Below are 19,101 nucleotides of genomic sequence, written 5' to 3'. Positions count from 1 at the left end.
AAGCAATTGGCCTAGCCTCGTACGACACCAGTAACACTATAGATTCGGTGCCGAGAGCGCATAAACATATGCCCGGAGACCCCGCATGAAACGCGAAGACGTCAAAACCAAACACGGTGAAGGCATGCACTTCGACACGCATGTGATAGCCAACCCGGCCAATACGCACGAGTGGATTATTCTTTTCAAGAAGGAAGCCGGGAGAAGCTATTTTCTGGTCAATGACAACGAGGAAATTGAGACATTTGGACGCCTCGATGAACTGATCCATGAGCTTCGAGAGCTTGGTATCAAGTCTGCCGAAGTTCATTTCTGATTGTTCCACTCAAGGTGTTTGATCATGTCAGTAAAGGTTGAGTATCTGTCCGGTCAAAGCGAAGCGCTTTGGTCTGTTTGTTTCGGTAGCCGCTGCATCCAATTTCGGACTGAGCAGGGAGCAAAAGACTATGCCGCCACACTCAAAGAAAGAATCGACGCACCCCATGCCTTCCCACGAACTCACCACGCCTCTCACAGCCAAGACCGCTGATTAATGCTGATCCTGGTCATTTCCCTCCACTGGACAGGCTCGACGTTTGGTTAATAGGAACAGAACACCAAGCCCCTTGAAGATGGACGGCATCGAAAGACAGCTCAGAACAACACGTGAACTATTGCCTTAAGGTTGGTGGTGGGCTGGCCAGGTTTTTTTTCCCTCGGTACTGGAGCCCCAAGGTGTCCATGGCAAAGCCAAAAGACGTCTCACCCAGGGCTCTCGAACAGCATTGCCGGGTACCTCTCTTAGCACCTTTGTCATGGCCACCTCCCCTTTCGCTCCCAGCTATGTTGATCCGCTACACCTCGTTCATCTGAGCCTGCCGTTCACGCCCATAACTTCAGCGTCTTGACGCTTGGGACATTCGAGCACGCAAAAAAAATGGCCACACGAGGTGGCCTAAGACGGGTTCAAGCATAGGAGGATCTCTATTGACCACCCGATACAGGCCCACCCTGATGTCTTAGGGCTAATAGAGTTGGTCCGCTGGCTGATAAACCCCTTCATCAGCAGCGCTCAGCCGGCAATTTGATCCTGGTCTGTGGGTCAGGACCTCGTCACCTTGCATTATAATAGTGTTAACATGCGATTGTAATCAATGTCTAATTAGGGGATCGCATGACTACCGACTTCAAGAAGGCTGCACTGGATTACCACGAATTCCCAACCTCAGGGAAAATCAGCATCGCGCTGACCAAGCCTGCCGACACAGCCGCCCAACTCGCACTGGCCTACAGCCCAGGCGTAGCCGAGCCCGTACGCGAAATTGCGAAGAATCCTGAGAACGCTTACCGCTTCACCGGCAAAGGAAATCTGGTGGCCGTGATCACCAACGGCACTGCCATTCTGGGTTTGGGCAATCTAGGCCCCTTGGCCAGCAAGCCGGTCATGGAAGGCAAAGCGCTGCTGTTCAAGCGTTTTGCCGGAATCGATTCGATCGATATCGAAGTCAATGCTGAAAGCTCCCAGGCCTTTATCGATACAGTCGTACGCATTGCTGACACCTTTGGCGGCATCAACCTGGAAGACATCAAAGCTCCTGAGTGCTTTGAAATCGAAGAGGCACTGATCGAACAATGCAGCATCCCAGTCTTCCATGACGATCAACACGGCACTGCCATCGTCACTGCAGCCGGCATGCTCAATGCACTTGAGATTCAGGGCAAAACCCTGGGGAATGCGAGAATTGTTTGCTTGGGTGCGGGTGCCGCCGCCACTGCCTGTATGCGCCTACTGCTTAGTCTCGGCGCTCAAAAAAGCAATCTGTACATGGTCGACCGCATCGGTGTTATCCACTCCGCTCGGGAAGGCCTCAATCAATACAAAGCACAGTTCGTTAACGACGGTGGTCCGCGTACGCTGATGGAAGCCATGACCGGTGCTGACGTGTTTGTCGGTCTGTCTGGAGCCAATCTCCTTCCGGCAGAAGCACTGGCAGCGATGGCACCTAATCCGATCGTGTTTGCCTGCTCGAACCCGGACCCTGAAATCAGCTACGAGCTGGCCATGGCCACACGTGATGACCTGATCATGGCGACCGGTCGCTCTGATTATCCGAACCAGGTCAATAACGTTCTGGGCTTTCCGTTCATCTTCCGCGGGACGCTGGATGTTCGGGCAACCCGGATCAACGAAGCGATGAAAATTGCGGCGGTGGAAGCACTACGCCAATTGGCCAAAGAGCCGACGCCTGTAGAAGTGCTGCAAGCGTTCGACGTCGATAAACTTGAGTTTGGGCGCGATTACATCCTCCCCAAAGCGCTCGATGCTCGCCTGCTCGGAGCCATAGCCGGCGCAGTGGCCAAGGCCGCTATCGACACCGGCGTTGCGAAGCTGCATTACCCGACGCACTACCCGCTCTAAGCTGACGTGCCGCAGCTGCGCGACCTTTTACGGTTGGCAGCTGGCACACTGGGGATTATCCAGTCGCGGCACCTTCTGAATATTGGCAATCCGCCATTTTCAAAGTCATCCGCTTTTGGCTGATCACTGAAGCCTCATCTGCTGCGCCAGCAGGTGACCCTCTGTTCAGCGATCGGAAGAAACAACAACCAACGGCTTCAACACCCAACGAGCAGCCCCGTCTAAATCGCGAGTACCTGGTGATATCAGATATGCATAATCGGCTGGCTTTTTTGCTCCTCATACCCTTGAGACAAGGGTGAATAAATGCCGATCAAATATGTCAGGAGCCTCACCGGGCGAAGGCGTACCACAGCCGCAAACCGACATCTTGGGTTTGCCTTGGCCTTCGTCGCGGGAGCAATCAACGCTGGCGGTTTCCTGGCGGTGCATCAGTACACCTCACACATGACAGGCATCGTTTCTTCGATGGCAGACAACAGTGTGCTGGGAGACTAAGACCTGGTACTTAGTGGCACCGGCGCATTGTTGTCCTTTCTAGTTGGGGCTGCGTGCTCTGCGGTCATGGTCAATTACTCCCGACGCAGACGGATGCACAGTGAGTTTGCAGTGCCCCTCTTGTTCGAAGCCTTTCTGCTCATCTGCTTTGGATTTATGGGCGCTCAGCTTTCCACCGTGGATGGTTTGTTCGTGTCCGTCACCGTGATGCTGCTGTGTTTCATCATGGGCTTACAAAATGCGGTGATCACCAAAATTTCCAAAGCCGAAATCCGAACGACTCACATCACCGGGATCATCACGGATATCGGTATCGAGTTTGGAAAACTGTTTTATTGGAATGCCGTTAGCACATCGACCCTTCCAAAAGTTCTCGCCAATCGGACCCGGCTCAAAATACTGATATTGCTCGCGCTGAATTTCTTCTTCGGCGGCGTGGTGGGTGCATTTGGGTTCAAGCATATCGGTTACATCTCAACGGTACCGCTCGCGATGGTTCTGGTGACGCTGGCAATCGTGCCTGCCTTTGATGACGTCAGGCTTTTTGTCCGCCGCGTCATGCGAAAGTGAGCCAATGCCTTTTGATGAGCGCGAGTCCGCTGGTTTTTTTGGCTTGGCGGTACAACTTCCAGAACGATTCGAGCCACAACTCGTGCTCTTTTGTTCCTGCCTGAAAGCCACCTCAACCTGTCATGCACAGACGTTCAAACGCCTTACATTCATCACGATGAAACGCTCTTTGTCACCGCATAACATTAACATTATATGTTAATGTTATGCGCGTATTCGTTGGAGCAATGACAGCACGCTTGACCCGGTAGCTCGCCCCGTAGCAGCAGCATCCTCGAGGAGTTCTGTGCGGCGCGAGATCTGACACCCTCTCAGGACGCCCGTCATTTGATCCGCGATGACCTGCGCAGTCACGGCGCGGAGGATGAAACACAGCACACTGGCGCGGTGAAAGCCGTCAGACAGTCAACGCCTATCAGCAGACTCGTGACACCAGTCTCAATGACCCAATCAATACAGCAGGCTGACAAAGCACTGTTAAGGAAGAGACCATGAGCAGAACAATCGCAATCATCAAGGGCGACGGCATCGGCCCTGAGATCATGCAAGCGACGCTACGCGTACTCGACGCCCTTGACTGCAATCTTCGCTACGACTTCGTTGAGGCTGGCTTGGAGGCGTTGCAGCAACATGGGCAGCTGATGCCACCCGCCTCCATCGACACGATCGCCAAACACGGCATCGCACTAAAAGGCCCTCTGACGACACCGATTGGCCGTGGGTTCTCATCAATCAACGTTCACCTTCGCCGCCATTTCGATCTCTACGCCAATGTCCGACCAGCGATCAGTTTCCCTGGTACCCGTTCGCGCTTCGAAGATATCGACATCATCACGGTGCGCGAAAATACCGAGGGGGCGTACTTACCCGAAGGACAAAGTATTTCAGAGGACGGCGAAGTCGCTTTGGCGAGCATTCGCGTTACACGCACAGCCTCCGAACGCATCGTGCGATACGCCTTCGAACTGGCTCGTAGCAAAGGCCGTAAGAAAGTAACCGCGGTGCACAAGGCCAATATCATCAAGTCTTGCTCCGGTTTGTTTCTTGAGGTTGCGCGTGAGGTCGCTGCGGATTATCCGGAAATCGAATTCCACGAGATGATCGTCGATAACGTCTGTATGCAGCTGGTGATGAATCCCCATCAATTCGATGTCATTGTCACCACCAACCTGTTTGGTGACATCCTTTCAGACTTGTGCGCAGGCCTGGTAGGTGGATTGGGCTTAGCGCCCGGGTCGAACATCGGCGCCGATGCGGCCATCTTCGAAGCGGTCCACGGCTCGGCACCAGACATCGCCGGCAAGAACATCGCGAACCCATGTGCATTGTTGTTGGCTGCCGCAGACATGCTTGATTATCTGGGCATGGTGGACAAGGGGACCCGCATTCGTACCGCTATCCGTGTTGTTTTGAAAACCTCCTGCGATCAAGTGACACCGGATATGGGGGGAACCGGTACAACTGAGTCCTTCGCTGACGCCTTGGTGGCCTACTTGCGTAACTAGATAGACGTAAACGCCAGCTCAGTCAGAGCTGGCGTTTTTATATCCCCCCCGCCACGCATACTGACCTTATTTGACTGAAGAGAACTAAAAATGCGCAGGAGGGGTAGATCTCTACCCATCAGCACCGACTCTAGACAAAAACGCCCAAGAATTACTGGTACTCCTCTGATTGGTCTGGCCAAGGAGTCAAGACCTCGGAGCCATCATTAGTGACCAGGACCATATGTTCCCACTGGGCCGAGAGCGAAAGATCCTTGGTGATCACCGTCCAGCCATCACCAAGCGTTCTTACATCGTGCTTTCCAGCATTGAGCATTGGCTCAATGGTGAAAATCATTCCCGGTTTCAGATTCAGACCTTCACCAGGGTTCCCATAATGAAGGACCTGCGGCTCATCGTGGTAAACCATACCGATGCCATGTCCGCAGTATTCGCGCACAACACTGTAGCCCTCACGGTGCGCCACAGTTTGAATGGCATGCCCGACATCGCCGAGCGTGGCACCAGGACCTACTGCATAAATGCCGGCACACATTGCCTCGTAAGTGGTGTCCACTATCCGGCGAGCCTCAGCGTTTGGCTCACCCACAAAGTACACGCGACTTGTGTCACCGAACCAACCATCCTTGAGAACTGCGATGTCGATATTGATCGATATCGCCATCTCGAAGCTTTTTTTCCGACGGAATTCCGTGGCACACAGAGGTACACAAAGTTTTAGGGAAGCCGTGATAACCGACATTGGCTGGAATGGCCTTCTGCACGTTGACTACGTAGTCATGGCACAGCGCATCAAGCTCGTCGGTAGAAACGCCTGGTTTGACATGAGGCGCGATCATGCTCAAAACCTCCGCAGCCAGTTTACCAGCAGCCCGTGACAGGGCAATTTCCGCTGGCTTTTTAGTTGGCACTTTCACCCTCATTATGCGACTCCAGATACTGAATGAACGGGCATTCACTTGTCGAATATATTCGATATAAGCTCAAAGATTTTTACTTATAATTCGCAGATGCATCACCCTCAAGCTGGAACCTTATTATTCTTGTCATGTTCCAATCTTTATAATAAAACAAGGGCAACACGCTTAATTACTCATTACATTTTCTGTCACCGCTTGCCGGCACTGCATACGGGTATATATGCGGAGCTTCAATACGCTCTTTCAGCTTTGCCGCGTAGTCCTTTGCACCCTGCTCATTGCGGAACTGAATTTGCCGGGTACCTACACACACGGACCATAGATCTTCACTCTGACTAGATAGATTTTCGACCCTGACAGACATGACGACACTCCAAGGAAAAAGAATTCAAAAATGAATTTCAGCAACCTTGATACCGATTTCACGCAGTTCATGAATCAAATCATCAAGGTGTCGGAAGGGTTCAATTTCTTCGTTGTCATTGACCAGGAAAAAGCTTCTTCCTGCTTCCTTTTTAAAGAAGGCGATCCACTCCTGGGTGTTGGCCGGATTGGCAATCAAATGGGTATCAAACTGAATGCCTTCAGCGTGTTTGATTTTTACGTCCTCACGTTTCATACAGCTCTCCGAGCGCTCACATATTTCTGTTCTCATGCGTGATTTTGCCTCCCGGCAATTGAGCAAAAAACCTCGCCCTGCCTGAGGCAAGGTTGAGTAGATTGCCTTTATATTATCACCGCATGATAATAGTATGCACATATGGACTCTCGGAGGCTAGTCATCAGCAGAACCACCAAACCTCCTGAGGTACGCTGGTCTGAGCGGACCCGCCCAATGTTTTGTCTTTGAAGGCACATGGCCTTGCGAATGAGTTTCAAGTGATAGAAGACTCTGACGGCCAGGTTGAGAATAAAACCAAACCAAAAAAGCGCTCACGATCAGCAATGAGCTATCAATTCCACTCCTTGAAGGTGATTGTCTGTACGGGTCCAAACGACTTACTTGACCTAATGATTGCACTTTGAAGAGCACATTGGCGTCATGCTCAAGGTCATGAAATGAGTCCCTCGCAGCAGTGGATCACCTTTGCTTTTGATTTAACGCCTACGGTTTCTGAATTTTAAGGACGAAAGTCATCATGCGAAAAACAGGAATTAAGATGTGTGCGCCACGCAATGCTCCGACCCTGGAGCCGGGGCAGCGATTGTTGGTTTGCCTTGAGCAATGCGTCGTCGTCCAGCAGCGGGAAACGAAAATCTATCAGGTTGTGTTTGACTGCAAAGCACCTAAAACAACACGAATTCTTTGGACGGAAGACGAGTGGATTTTCATCGGTAGGCACAAGCAAAATGCTGAAAAAGATCCTTCGCTGGCTACATTTGTATCGACACTTAAAACTCAATAGAGGGCTTCTTACATAATTCTAAAAAAAACTTTTAGCGTAGGGCATTAACTGCTTCAAGCTGCTTAACGCCGACTACTTGCACGGGTCGTATTTTAAATACTCTCTCCAATCAAGCCCAAGGCCATTGATCACCAACAGTGGAACTCCCATGGAGCACCCATAATTTGCGCGAACAATACGAACTCTACTTTTCGACTTTCATTACCGCCCCGCGCCTCTTGCAAGAGACTCCGGGTTTTTATCGCGGCCACTTAGAGCCCGCCCGCCCGCGCTGGTTGTGAATCCCCATGACTTGGTATCGATGGAGGCCAGTCAGTCCGCAAGCGGGACAGAGTGTGAAAAAACGCTTTCTCGAACCCTTGTTATGATTTCTGAGGATTTCATCGCAAGGTCCGCCCATGAAGCGCTTTATCCAAGGTGAACATCGAGGCCAAAGCACCTTACTGCCTGAAAGCCTCGACGACTACGTCAGCGATACCAATCCGGTGCGCATAGTCGACGTCTTCGTCGATGAACTCGACCTGGTCAATCTGGGTTTTGACGGTGCTATTTCTGCTGACACAGGCCGGCCTGCTTACCACCCTGCGATCCTGCTGAAGATCTACATCTACGGCTATCTCAACCGCATTCAGTCGAGCCGGCGGCTGGAACGAGAAGCTCAACGCAACGTTGATCTGATGTGGTTGACCGGGCGTTTGATGCCGATTTCAAGACCATCGCCAACTTCCGAAAAGACAACAGCAAGGCCATCCGAGGCATCTGCCGCCAGTTCGTTGTGCTGTGTACCTATTGCGCCGGCTATCACCGCAACGGAGTAGACCGGTATCTGTTTTTGCTCAAGTGCATCCCTATCCATAGCGCTCCCGTCGGGCATCAAAATGGTGGTCTGCCTATGCAACCGCTGTTCCCAAGTCTAGCGTCGCGCTTCCACAGCCGTATAGCTTCGTATAATTAACCAAAAGAATCGTAAAGAAATCGTAGATCGTCTTGAGTTCTGCAAAAGATATTTTATCCTCCGGAACAAATTTCGACGGGAGAATATTATGAGCAGCTCGGACTTGGGCATTATGATCATTTCAATAATTGGACTGTTCGGATTTGCATCTTTTGTTTTTGAGTATTTGAGCAGCAACCACTCAACCAAAATCAATAAGCAGAGACGTCCCATAGAAAAGCGACAACGAGAAGACCTGCCAAAGAAAAACGCCCTTCATTAAACAACCACCCTAATCTAACCGTACTATCTTAGATCTTTATAAGATCTTTATTCTTTCGCCCCTAATCCTTTTAACAATTTATTAGCCGTCAAACTAGGCTTCCTTCATTGCTGGAGGAAATGCCATGGACTTCATCTTTTTAGTACTCGGAGCGCTGCTTTTTTTCAGCCTGGTGGGACTGGCGCGCGGCTGTGCGGCGCTTAACAGGAGGCGGTCATGACGGGCTTCTATCTATTCGGCAGCCTGATAGCGGCCGGGTTGCTGGTTTATCTCGTCTGCGCGTTGCTGTTTCCGGAGGACTTCCTGTGACTATTCAAGCCTGGGTCCTGCTTGGGGCTTTTCTTCTGACGCTCGGCATTCTGGCCTGGCCTCTTGGCCTTTGGCTGACCACCGTGATGGAAGGCCGGTTTACCTTCGGGTCGCGCATTGAGTCGCCGCTGTATCGCCTTGCCGGGATCAAACCTGAAATGCAGATGAGTTGGCTTCAATACGCACTCGCCTTGATCGTATTTAATGCGCTGGGTTTGTTGGTCGTTTATGCACTACAACGGTTGCAAGGCGTTCTGCCATTTAACCCGCAAGGCATGGGCGCCGTGAGTCCGGATTCATCGTTCAATACTGCTGCCAGTTTCGTCACCAATACCAACTGGCAAGCCTACAGCGGCGAAGCAACGATGAGCTACCTGACCCAGATGCTCGCGCTGACAGTGCAGAACTTCCTGTCCGCCGCCACCGGTATCGTGGTGGCAATTGCCCTGATTCGAGGGTTCGCGCGCCACAGCGCGGACAGCATCGGCAATGCCTGGACCGATCTCACGCGCATCACCTTGTGGGTGCTGTTACCGCTGTCGCTGATTTTCGCGTTGTTCTTCGTCAGCCAAGGCGTGATCCAGAATCTTGACCCCTATAAGGAAGTCACGACGATGGAGGTCATGCAGTACCAGGTTCCGGCGCTCAATGACGCCGGCCAGCCGACCCTTGATGCGCAAGGCAATCCCGTATTGAAAAGCATCAGCAGTGACAAGCAGACCATTGCCATGGGGCCGGTGGCGTCACAAGAGGCCATCAAGATGCTGGGTACTAACGGTGGCGGTTTCTTCAACGCCAACTCGGCCCACCCCTACGAGAACCCCACCGCCATTACCAACTTCTTGCAGTTGATCGCGATTTTCCTGATTCCAACGGCGCTGTGTTTCGTGTTTGGCCATGTCGTCGGCGACATACGCCAAGGCTGGGCGCTGCTGGCGACGATGACGATCATCTTCTTGATCGCGGTGGTGGCCGTCACCCATTACGAACAAATCGGTAACCCGCAATTTTCAGCGCTGGGAATCGATACGGCGGCGGGCAACATGGAAGGTAAGGAGGTGCGCTTCGGCATCAGTGCATCCAGCCTGTTCGCGGCCGTGACGACGGCGGCTTCCTGCGGTGCAGTCAATGGGATGCATGACTCGTTCACGCCACTGGGCGGCGCAGTGCCGTTGGTGCTGATGCAACTGGGCGAGGTGGTGTTCGGCGGCACCGGCTCAGGCCTTTACGGCATGTTGGTGTTCGCCATCCTCGCGGTTTTTATCGCCGGCCTGATGATCGGCCGTACTCCTGAGTATCTGGGCAAGAAAATCGAAGCCTACGAGATGAAGATGGTCGCCATCGCGATTCTGGTAACGCCATTGCTGGTGCTGTTTGGGACAGCCATCGCCGTCATGGCCGAGGCCGGCAGGCTAGGGATCGCCAATCCCGGTGTCCATGGCTTTTCGGAAATTCTCTATGCCTTCACCTCGGCGGCCAACAACAACGGCAGTGCGTTCGCCGGCCTGTCGGCCAACACCCCGTTCTACAACACGATGCTGGCCATCATGACCTGGTTTGGCCGGTTCGGCGTCATCGTGCCAGTGCTTGCAGTCGCCGGCAGCCTGGCCGCGAAGAAACGCCTGGCGGTCACCGCAGGCACGATGCCCACCCACGGCATGCTGTTCGTGGTGCTACTGATCGGCACCGTGTTGCTGGTCGGCTTGTTGAATTACGTACCGGCGCTCGCGCTGGGTCCCATCGTTGAACACTTCATGATGATCAAGTGAGATCACGAACATGACACGCAAAGCGTTCTCCTTGTTCGACCCCAAGCTCATTCGACCCGCCATGGTTGAATCCATGTGCAAACTCAGTCCCAGGACCCAGTGGCGTAACCCGGTGATGTTCGTCGTCTATATCGGCGCAATCATCACAACCGCGCTGTGGGTTCAGGCCCTCAGCGGCAAGGGCGAGGCCAGCACCGGGTTCATTCTCGCGATTGCCCTGTGGCTCTGGTTCACCGTGCTGTTCGCCAATTTTGCCGAGGCCCTGGCCGAAGGCCGCAGCAAGGCACAGGCGGCGTCTCTGCGCGACCTGAAAAAGGAAACCTGGGCCAAGAAACTGCGCGAGCCGCACTACGGCGCCGAGTGGCAATTGGCTCAGTCGAGCGACCTGTGCAAGGGCGACGTCGTGGTGGTTGAAGCCGGCGACTTGGCGGACTCGGTGATCCCCGCCGACGGCGAGGTGATTGAGGGTGCCGCCTCGGTGGATGAGTCAGCCATTACCGGCGAGTCTGCCCCGGTGATACGAGAATGTGGTGGCGATTTCTCGGCGGTGACGGGCGGGACTCGGGTCCTGTCGGACTGGATCGTCATCCGCGTAACCACCAATCCCGGCGAAACCTTTGTCGACCGCATGATTGCCATGGTCGAGAACGCCAAGCGGCAAAAGACCCCGAATGAAATCGCCCTGTCGATTTTATTGGTCGCACTGACAATCGTGTTCCTCGGCGTGACAGTGACCCTGCTGCCCTTCTCGTTGTTTGGTGTTGCCGTGACGAAGGCCGGCATGCCGGTTTCGATCACCGTCCTGATCTCACTGCTGGTGTGCCTGATTCCCACCACCATCGCCGGATTGCTGTCGGCAGTCGGTGTGGCGGGCATGAGCCGCATGATGGAGGCCAACGTCATCGCCACTTCCGGCCGAGCCGTGGAAGCTGCCGGAGATGTCGATGTTCTGTTGCTCGACAAAACCGGGACGATCACGCTGGGCAACCGTCACGCCTCGGCATTTATACCGGCGCCGGGGCACAAGGAGGCCGAACTGGCGGATGTGGCGCAACTGGCCTCCCTGGCCGACGAAACCCCCGAGGGACGCAGTATCGTCGTATTGGCCAAGCAGCGTTTCAATCTGCGGGAACGCGACATTGGCGCACTCGACGCCCACTTCGTGCACTTTTCGGCGCAAACGCGCATGAGCGGTGTCAACCTGGGCGACCGGCAAATACGCAAGGGCGCTGGCGAGGCGATCCTCAAGCACGTTCAAGGTCTGGGCGGCAGCTTTCCCGAGACGGTGCAAACCAGCATTGAAGAGGTAGCGCGCCGGGGCAGCACCCCACTGGTGGTTGCCGACGGGGCCAATGTACTGGGCGTCATCGAACTCAAGGACATCGTCAAGGGCGGAATCAAGGAGCGCTTCGTCGAACTGCGCCGCATGGGGATCAAGACGGTGATGGTGACCGGCGATAACCGGGTCACCGCTGCGGCCATCGCCGCCGAAGCGGGTGTCGATGATTTTCTGGCCGAGGCGACTCCCGAACAAAAGCTCGAATTGATTCGCAGCTATCAGGCCGAAGGTCGGCTGGTGGCCATGACTGGCGACGGCACCAACGATGCCCCAGCATTGGCCCAAGCGGATGTCGCCGTGGCCATGAACTCGGGGACTCAGGCCGCCAAGGAAGCCGGCAACATGGTGGACCTGGACAGCAACCCGACGAAGTTGATCGAGGTGGTGGAAACCGGCAAACAGATGCTGATGACCCGAGGCTCGCTGACCACCTTCTCGATTGCCAACGACATCGCCAAATATTTCGCCATCGTGCCGGCTGCCTTTGTCACCACTTACCCGCAGCTCGCGGCACTCAACATCATGGGCCTCACCAGCCCGAACTCGGCGGTGCTGTCAGCGGTGATCTTCAACGCGTTGATCATCATCTTCCTGATCCCCCTGGCGCTCAAAGGCGTCAAGTATCGCCCGGTCGGCGCGGCCCTGCTCTTGCGCCGCAACCTGCTGATCTATGGGCTGGGTGGCGTGATCGTTCCATTCATTGGCATCAAAGTGATCGACATGGCGCTGTTTGCTGTCGGTCTGACTTAAAGGAGCACTGTCATGGCTTCTCTGCTGCGTCCGGCGTTGACCCTGCTGATTGCACTGTCGTTGATCACGGGCCTGGCCTATCCACTGGTCACGACCGGGATCGCCAGGCTGGTGTTCCCCTCTCAGGCCGCGGGCAGTCTGATCGAAAAGGATGGTAAAACTGTGGGTTCGTCGTTGATCGGTCAGGGCTTCAGCGATCCCAGGCATTTCTGGAGTCGCCCGTGTGCAACCAGCCCTATGCCCTACAACGCGGCAGCATCATCGGGGTCAAACCTGGGGCCTTTGAACCCTGCACTGGCGGACGCCATCAAGGGCCGCATCGATGCCTTGCGTGTGGCCGATCCCGGGAACACCGCCACGGTGCCCGCCGACCTGGTCTACAGTTCGGCTAGCGGTCTTGATCCACATATCAGCATCGCCGCAGCCCTGTATCAGGCGGGTCGAATTTCGCGGGTGCGCAGCCTGCCCATCGAGCGCGTTCATCAACTGATCGCCGAACACTCTGAAGGCATGCTGTTTGGGTTCCTTGGCGAGCCTCGGGTCAACGTCCTGGAACTGAACCTGGCACTCGACGCCACGCATTGAGCGCCAACTCACACACGGTGGGCTTGATGGCCGAACAACGTCCTGATCCGGACCAGCTACTGGCGCAGATTCGTGAAGAAGAAGCGCAAGCCAATCGCGGTCGGTTAAAGATTTTTTTCGGGGCCAGCGCCGGTGTCGGCAAGACTTACGCGATGCTGGTCGCCGCGCAAACGGCGAAACAACAGAACATCAATGTACTGATCGGGGTGATCGAAACCCATGGTCGCGCCGAGACCCAGGCGCTGACCTCGGGGCTCGAACAATTGCCGCTCAAACAGGTCATCGACAAGAACCGTACGCTGACCGAACTCGATCTGGACGCCGCGCTGTTGCGCAAACCCGAGCTGATCCTGATCGACGAGCTGGCCCACTCCAACATCATCGGTTCCCGCCATCCAAAACGCTGGCAGGACGTAGAAGAGCTGCTCAGCGCCGGTATCGACGTCTGGTCCACCATGAACGTTCAGCATCTCGAGAGCCTGAATGACATCGTCGGCGGCATTACCGGCATCCGGGTCTGGGAGACCGTGCCCGATCATGTGTTCGACACGGCCAATGAAGTGGTGATTGTTGACTTGCCGCCTGACGACCTGCTGCAACGACTCAAAGAAGGCAAAGTCTATCTGGCCCATCAGGCCGAACGTGCGGTGCAGAACTTCTTCCGCAAGGGCAACCTGATCGCCTTGCGCGAACTGGCACTGCGTCGTACCGCCGACCGTGTCGACAGCGAGATGCTGCAATACCGCATCAGCAGTGCAGTCAAACCAGTCTGGGGCACCCGCGACTCGCTGCTCGCCTGCATCGGCCCGCATGAAAAAGGGGAAAAAACCGTACGCTCGACAGCTCGCCTGGCCGCTCAGCTCAACGTGCCCTGGCATGCCGTGTATGTCGAGACCCCCGCCTTGCAGCGTCTGCCCGAGACGAAGCGCCGTCACGTTCTGGCGACCCTGAAGCTGGCCCAGGACATGGGGGCGCAGATCTCGGCCCTGGCCGGTCAGAATATCGCCGAAACGCTGGTCAAGTACGCACGGCAGCACAATCTCTCCAAAGTCGTGCTGGGGCGCGACGAACACCCTCGTCGTCGTTTCTGGCGGCGGGTACTCGCGGATCAAATTGGTGCTCAGGGCGCTGACCTGGACGTCATTCAAGTCTCTCTTCCAACCGACCAGCGTACACAAACCGAGCCGAGTACCACGAAGTCCGAGAGGCCGCTGGTGTGGCAACCTTATATCTGGAGCGTGGCACTCTGTACGGTAACAACTCTTATCGCCCTGCCGCTTGTGGGACTGCTGGAGCAGGCGAACATCGTCATGATCTTCCTGCTAGTAGTCGTTGCCGTCGCCGTTCGCTTCGGTCGTGGCCCAGCCGTTCTGGCTGCGTTCGTTTCAGTGGGCGCATTCGACTTCTTTTTTGTGGCACCGCGTTTTTCGTTCGCCTTCGCCGACATCCAGTACCTGGTGACCTTCAGCGTCATGCTTGTTGTCGCATTGGTGATAGGACAAATGACCGCCGGCCTGACCTACCAGGCACGTGTGGCGCAACGGCGCGAAGACCGCATGCGGGCGCTGTACGACATGTCGCGCCTGTTGTCCGCCGCACTGATGACCGAGCAAGTCGCCGACATCAGTGCACACTTTCTCTCCGCCGAGTTTGGTGCAAGGTCAGCGCTGCTGGTCGCTGACGACAACAATAAACTGCAAGCTCCGCTGATCACTGGGGATGCACCGCAAGTGGATGTTGCCATTGCCCAGTGGTCCTTCGATAAAACCGAGCCGGCCGGCTATGGCACCGATACCCTGCCCTCAAGTTCAACGCTTTATCTGCCGTTGTCAGCCCCCATGCGGGTGCGCGGTGTACTGGCCGTGCAACCGCGAGACACGAGCCGGCTGGTGGTGCCGGAACAGCGACGCCTGCTCGACACTTGTGCGTCATTGCTGGCCATCTCGCTCGAACGGATTCACTACATCCACATTGCCCAAGACACGACAGTGCAGATGGAGTCCGAGCGCTTACGTAACTCGCTACTCTCGGCCATTTCCCACGACTTGCGAACGCCATTGTCCGTTTTGGTAGGGCTTGCCGAAGCGCTTAAACTGGCCAAGCCCCCCCTGACCGGCGAAGCCGTCGAGATCGCCACAGCGGTGGGTGAGTCCGCGCTGCGCATGAATACGCTGGTCAACAACCTGCTGGACATGGCGCGCCTCGAATCCGGCAAAGTGGTGTTGAATCGGCAGTGGCAACCCATCGAAGACGTGGTGGGCAGCGCCCTGCGAGCCATCCAACCGATTCTGGGCGGGCGTTCGGTGCAGGTCGCTTTGGACGATGATTTACCTCCCGTACAAATCGACGCGGTACTGATCGAACGCGTCCTCATCAACCTGATCGAGAACGCCGTCAAGTACACACCGCAAGGCACCACCATCGGCCTGGGCGCCAGGGCCACGCCTGACAACATAGAATTGTGGGTCGCCGACGAAGGACCAGGGTTACCGCACGGTCACGAAGAGGCAATCTTCAGCAAATTCATGCGCGGCAAGAAGGAAAGCTCGATACCCGGCGTTGGGCTGGGCCTGGCCATCTGTCGAGCCATCGCACAGGCTCATGGAGGAACCATTTTGGGTGTTACACGCCCAGAGGGCGGTGCGCGCTTCACGTTGCGTCTACCCCGTGAGGAGCCGCCAGTCATTGAACCCTTTGCTGATCAAACAGGCGAGGAGCAACCATGACCGAATCGGCGCTGCACGTCCTGATCATTGAAGATGAGAAGGAAATACGACGTTTCGTGCGAATGGCCTTGCAAGCTGAAGGCTTGGAAGTTCACGAAGCCGATACCTTTCATCGAGGCCTTATCGATGCAGGGACACGCCATCCGGACCTGATCGTGCTCGACCTCGGACTGCCCGACGGTGACGGTGTTGACCTTATCCGGGACGTACGGAGTTGGTCAGAGGTGCCAATCATTGTGTTGTCTGCCCGTGGCGCTGAGTCGGACAAGATCCTGGCCCTGGACACTGGCGCTGACGACTACTTGGTGAAACCTTTTGGCACCGGAGAACTGCTGGCTCGCGTCCGCGCAATGTTACGTAGACACGTAAAAGATACCGAGAACCATGCGGTCCTGGCCTTTGGCGAGGTCCGGATTGATATGGAGCGGCGTGTCGTGGAACGCTCCGGCGCCCCTCTGCATTTGACACCGCTGGAGTACCGCCTGCTGGTCCATCTTTGCTCACACCCGAACCGCGTCCTGACGCATCAGCAACTGCTCAAGGCTGTGTGGGGCCCATCGCACACCACCGATACGCCTTACCTTCGAGTATTCATGGGAGGCCTGCGTAAAAAAGTCGAAGCAGACCCTTCCCAGCCGCGACACCTCATCACCGAAACGGGTGTTGGGTATCGTTTTATTCCTTGAGCGTAGGGTTACCGGAGTAAGCGGCCTGTTACCGCTACATCTCGACCTGTGTGCCCAGCTCAATCACCCGATTCAGCGGCAACTTGAAGTATTTCAAGTTGCTATTGGCGTTCTTGAGCAAAAACGCGAACAGGCTTTCTCGCCAACGAGCCATACCTATGCGTTTCGTCGGGATCACCGTCTCTCGGCTGAGGAAATAGGTCGTGCGCATCGGACTGAAATCCAGCTCAGACAAGTGACAGAGACTCAACGCCAGGGGGACATCGGGTTCTTCGATAAAACCAAAATGCAGACTGACCCGGAAGAAGCCTTCACCATAGGCTTCAACCTCGAACCGCCGTTCAGCACTCACACGAGGGCTGTCTTCAGACACCACTGTGAGCAATACCACTTGCTCATGCAAGACCTGGTTATGCAGCAGGTTGTGCAGCAGCGCATGAGGAACAGCATCGGCCCTGGCCGTAAGAAACACCGCCGTGCCTTGTACGCGATGGGGAGGTTGAGTACGGATGCTGCCGATGAATAGCGGTAGAGGAAGCGCGGTTTCATCCAGCCGCTCAACAACAATCTTCCTGCCCCGCTTCCAGGTCGTCATCAAAATGAACAGGCCGATGCCGGCAATCACCGGGAACGCACCGCCCTGAAAAATCTTCGGCGCATTAGCGGCGAAATACAGACCGTCTACCAGCAAAAATCCGAGCAGCATCGGGATGGCCAACCAGCGCGGCGTTTTCCATAGCAGCAGGACGACAGCCGAGGACAGGATTGTGGTGATCAACATGGTCCCCGTCACGGCGACTCCATAGGCGGCGGCCAACGCACTGGACGATTCGAAACCAATCACCAGCAACACGACGCCAACCATCAACGCCCAGTTAACCGTACCGATATAGATCTGTCCCTGCTCCTGACTGGAGGTGTGCTGGATAAACATGCGAGGGACGTAACCCAGCTGAATGGCCTGGTGCGTCAGGGAGAAAGCACCAGAGATCACGGCTTGAGAAGCGATAATGGTGGCCAGCGTGGAGAGCGCAACCATCGGTAACAGTGCCCATTCAGGCGCGAGCAGATAGAACGGGTTGCGCACGGTCTCCGGGTTTCCCAGGATCAAGGCGCCTTGGCCAAAATAATTGAGTACCAGCCCCGGCAACACCAAAATGAACCAGGCGCGGGCAATGGGCTTGCGGCCGAAGTGGCCCATGTCGGCATACAGTGCTTCGGCACCGGTCAAAGCCAATACGACAGCACCCAGGATGGCCACACCGATTCCTGGATGAGCTATAAAAAAATGCGCTCCCCAGTATGGGTTGAGCGCTTGCAGTACTTCCGGGCGCTGCAAAATGCCATAGATTCCCAGCGCACCTAACACCACAAACCACAGCACCATCACTGGGCCGAACAGGATGCCGATGCGAGCCGTGCCGTGCTTTTGGATCAAGAACAGCGCCACCAGCACGATCACTGACAAGGGCACAACCCAGTGCTCTATTCCGTCAAACGCCAGCTGTAGTCCTTCAACCGCAGAGAGTACCGAAATAGCCGGGGTGATCATGCTGTCCCCGTAAAAAAGTGCCGCACCGAACAAACCAAGCAGTACCAGTACTTTACTCATGTACGGATAAGGCGCGGCCGCCCGGCGGGCCAATGCCGTCAGCGCCATGATGCCGCCTTCGCCCTGGTTGTTGGCGCGCAGGATGAACAATACGTATTTGATCGAGACCACCCAGATCAGTGACCAAAAAATCAACGACAGAATGCCGAGCACGCCGTCGTGATTTACCTGCACGCCGTAGTGGCCGGAAAAAACTTCTTTTAGCGTATAGAGGGGGCTGGTGCCGATGTCCCCGTATACCACGCCGACAGCGGCGACGAGCAAGCCCACTCCTGACGATTTGGAGTGGGAGTCTTCGTGTGCACCGGTCGCTGTTTCACTCAAGGGTCGCTTCTCTCAAATTGCGGGGGAGGATATGCATACCATCCTTGGGCAATACGTTTTCCAGGGCCATTGATCATGCCAGGCACATGGACGATCTAAAATCGCGGCCAGTATCGTTGCGAGTAGAAGCACCTACCGTAAAGAAAGCGTAAAAATTTTACGGCAGATACGCCCCTTACCCATTCGAACAGTTAGGCACAAGACTGGGTCTGGCGCAGAGGATCTCGTTGCTCATCTCGAGGAAAATCAACGTCACACCCATTTTGCTCAGCTGTATTCTTTACGTACTGATACGTGACGCCATTCTTCGATCTGGATTAGCGCCGGAGCAAGACTTGTCCTCTCTGTAGTCTGAGATTCCCCGCCATTTTAAGCACCTGTAAATGCCAGGAATTTTCTCTACTTAGTAGCTTCGTAGGTGGGAGCACTTTCGCCTCGCTACTCCCTATCTCGATGGACCACCTATATAGGGTCGACTCCAGCCCTT

12 protein-coding genes and 4 pseudogenes are annotated in these 19,101 nt (G+C 55.3%); 13 read left to right on the top strand and 3 right to left on the bottom strand.

Going from position 1 to position 19,101, the window contains the following annotated elements; all coding sequences use genetic code 11:
* Positions 1 to 85 precede the first annotated feature (85 nt).
* The 5 genes and pseudogenes from ACA079_RS15550 to ACA079_RS15530 all read left to right on the top strand — a co-directional run bounded on the left by ACA079_RS15550 (position 86) and on the right by ACA079_RS15530 (position 4,971).
* On the top strand, positions 86 to 316 hold the full coding sequence (locus ACA079_RS15550; protein ID WP_497704218.1) for a hypothetical protein: 231 nt from the start codon (positions 86 to 88) through the stop codon (positions 314 to 316).
* A gap of 837 nt (positions 317 to 1,153) precedes the next feature.
* Positions 1,154 to 2,398 carry a malic enzyme-like NAD(P)-binding protein gene (locus ACA079_RS15545; RefSeq protein ID WP_497704217.1) on the top strand — a complete coding sequence of 415 codons (1,245 nt, stop codon included), beginning with the start codon at positions 1,154 to 1,156 and terminating at the stop codon, positions 2,396 to 2,398.
* Positions 2,399 to 2,704: 306 nt separating this feature from the next.
* Positions 2,705 to 3,439 (top strand): annotated as a pseudogene (locus ACA079_RS15540) (YoaK family protein); the annotation flags it as partial.
* Between the two features lie 294 nt (positions 3,440 to 3,733).
* A pseudogene (locus tag ACA079_RS15535) lies at positions 3,734 to 3,961 on the top strand (ribbon-helix-helix protein); the annotation flags it as partial.
* Positions 3,958 to 4,971: an isocitrate dehydrogenase gene (locus ACA079_RS15530; protein ID WP_497704216.1), complete on the top strand. Its 1,014-nt coding sequence runs from the start codon at positions 3,958 to 3,960 to the stop codon at positions 4,969 to 4,971. The pseudogene ACA079_RS15535 and the gene ACA079_RS15530, both read left to right, overlap by 4 nt.
* A gap of 151 nt (positions 4,972 to 5,122) precedes the next feature.
* Here ACA079_RS15530 and map read toward each other — a convergent pair.
* Positions 5,123 to 5,894 (bottom strand): annotated as a pseudogene (gene map / locus ACA079_RS15525) (type I methionyl aminopeptidase).
* Positions 5,895 to 6,279: 385 nt separating this feature from the next.
* Positions 6,280 to 6,510 carry a hypothetical protein gene (locus tag ACA079_RS15520; protein WP_045060682.1) on the bottom strand — a complete coding sequence of 77 codons (231 nt, stop codon included), beginning with the start codon at positions 6,508 to 6,510 and terminating at the stop codon, positions 6,280 to 6,282.
* 520 nt (positions 6,511 to 7,030) lie between these two features.
* Here ACA079_RS15520 and ACA079_RS15515 point away from each other — a divergent pair.
* The 8 genes and pseudogenes from ACA079_RS15515 (at position 7,031) to ACA079_RS15480 (ending at position 16,678) form a co-directional block, all read left to right on the top strand.
* Complete coding sequence (locus ACA079_RS15515; protein WP_497704215.1) at positions 7,031 to 7,297, top strand: hypothetical protein; 267 nt, start codon at positions 7,031 to 7,033, stop codon at positions 7,295 to 7,297.
* 398 nt (positions 7,298 to 7,695) lie between these two features.
* Positions 7,696 to 8,081 (top strand): annotated as a pseudogene (locus tag ACA079_RS15510) (transposase); the annotation flags it as partial.
* Between the two features lie 649 nt (positions 8,082 to 8,730).
* A complete protein-coding gene (gene kdpF / locus ACA079_RS15505) occupies positions 8,731 to 8,823 on the top strand; it encodes a K(+)-transporting ATPase subunit F (protein ID WP_349294113.1) in 93 nt (30 codons plus the stop codon).
* Positions 8,820 to 10,592, top strand: coding sequence for a potassium-transporting ATPase subunit KdpA (gene kdpA, locus ACA079_RS15500; protein WP_497704214.1), 1,773 nt, complete (start codon positions 8,820 to 8,822; stop codon positions 10,590 to 10,592). The genes kdpF and kdpA overlap by 4 nt, the downstream gene beginning before the upstream one ends.
* 10 nt (positions 10,593 to 10,602) lie before the next feature.
* The gene (gene kdpB, locus ACA079_RS15495; protein WP_497704213.1) at positions 10,603 to 12,681 is read left to right on the top strand and encodes a potassium-transporting ATPase subunit KdpB; all 2,079 of its coding nucleotides are present in this window, start codon (positions 10,603 to 10,605) and stop codon (positions 12,679 to 12,681) included.
* 12 nt (positions 12,682 to 12,693) lie between these two features.
* On the top strand, positions 12,694 to 13,266 hold the full coding sequence (gene kdpC, locus ACA079_RS15490) for a potassium-transporting ATPase subunit KdpC (RefSeq protein WP_497704212.1): 573 nt from the start codon (positions 12,694 to 12,696) through the stop codon (positions 13,264 to 13,266).
* 26 nt (positions 13,267 to 13,292) lie between these two features.
* A complete protein-coding gene (gene kdpD / locus ACA079_RS15485; protein WP_497704211.1) occupies positions 13,293 to 15,992 on the top strand; it encodes a two-component system sensor histidine kinase KdpD in 2,700 nt (899 codons plus the stop codon).
* Positions 15,989 to 16,678, top strand: coding sequence for a response regulator (locus tag ACA079_RS15480; RefSeq protein ID WP_497704210.1), 690 nt, complete (start codon positions 15,989 to 15,991; stop codon positions 16,676 to 16,678). The genes kdpD and ACA079_RS15480 overlap by 4 nt, the downstream gene beginning before the upstream one ends.
* A 34-nt stretch (positions 16,679 to 16,712) precedes the next feature.
* Here ACA079_RS15480 and ACA079_RS15475 read toward each other — a convergent pair whose 3' ends face one another.
* Entirely contained in the window at positions 16,713 to 18,614 is a 1,902-nt protein-coding gene (locus ACA079_RS15475; RefSeq protein ID WP_497704209.1) for a potassium transporter Kup, read from the bottom strand.
* Between the last annotated feature and the right edge of the window lie 487 nt (positions 18,615 to 19,101).

The organism is Pseudomonas sp. LBUM1645 (genome assembly GCF_059716185.1).
The sequence above is the reverse complement of the archived record's forward strand: the minus strand, read 5'-3'. Positions and strand labels throughout refer to the sequence as shown.

Excerpts from the sequence above, each read along its gene's own strand:
- ACA079_RS15550 (WP_497704218.1), top strand. The coding sequence starts at position 86 with ATGAAACGCGAAGACGTCAAAACCAAACACGGTGAAGGCATGCACTTC.
- ACA079_RS15545 (WP_497704217.1), top strand. The coding sequence starts at position 1,154 with ATGACTACCGACTTCAAGAAGGCTGCACTGGATTACCACGAATTCCCA.
- ACA079_RS15530 (WP_497704216.1), top strand. The coding sequence starts at position 3,958 with ATGAGCAGAACAATCGCAATCATCAAGGGCGACGGCATCGGCCCTGAG.
- ACA079_RS15520 (WP_045060682.1), bottom strand. The coding sequence starts at position 6,510 with ATGAAACGTGAGGACGTAAAAATCAAACACGCTGAAGGCATTCAGTTT.
- ACA079_RS15515 (WP_497704215.1), top strand. The coding sequence starts at position 7,031 with ATGCGAAAAACAGGAATTAAGATGTGTGCGCCACGCAATGCTCCGACC.
- kdpF (WP_349294113.1), top strand. The coding sequence starts at position 8,731 with ATGACGGGCTTCTATCTATTCGGCAGCCTGATAGCGGCCGGGTTGCTG.
- kdpB (WP_497704213.1), top strand. The coding sequence starts at position 10,603 with ATGACACGCAAAGCGTTCTCCTTGTTCGACCCCAAGCTCATTCGACCC.
- kdpC (WP_497704212.1), top strand. The coding sequence starts at position 12,694 with ATGGCTTCTCTGCTGCGTCCGGCGTTGACCCTGCTGATTGCACTGTCG.
- kdpD (WP_497704211.1), top strand. The coding sequence starts at position 13,293 with ATGGCCGAACAACGTCCTGATCCGGACCAGCTACTGGCGCAGATTCGT.
- ACA079_RS15480 (WP_497704210.1), top strand. The coding sequence starts at position 15,989 with ATGACCGAATCGGCGCTGCACGTCCTGATCATTGAAGATGAGAAGGAA.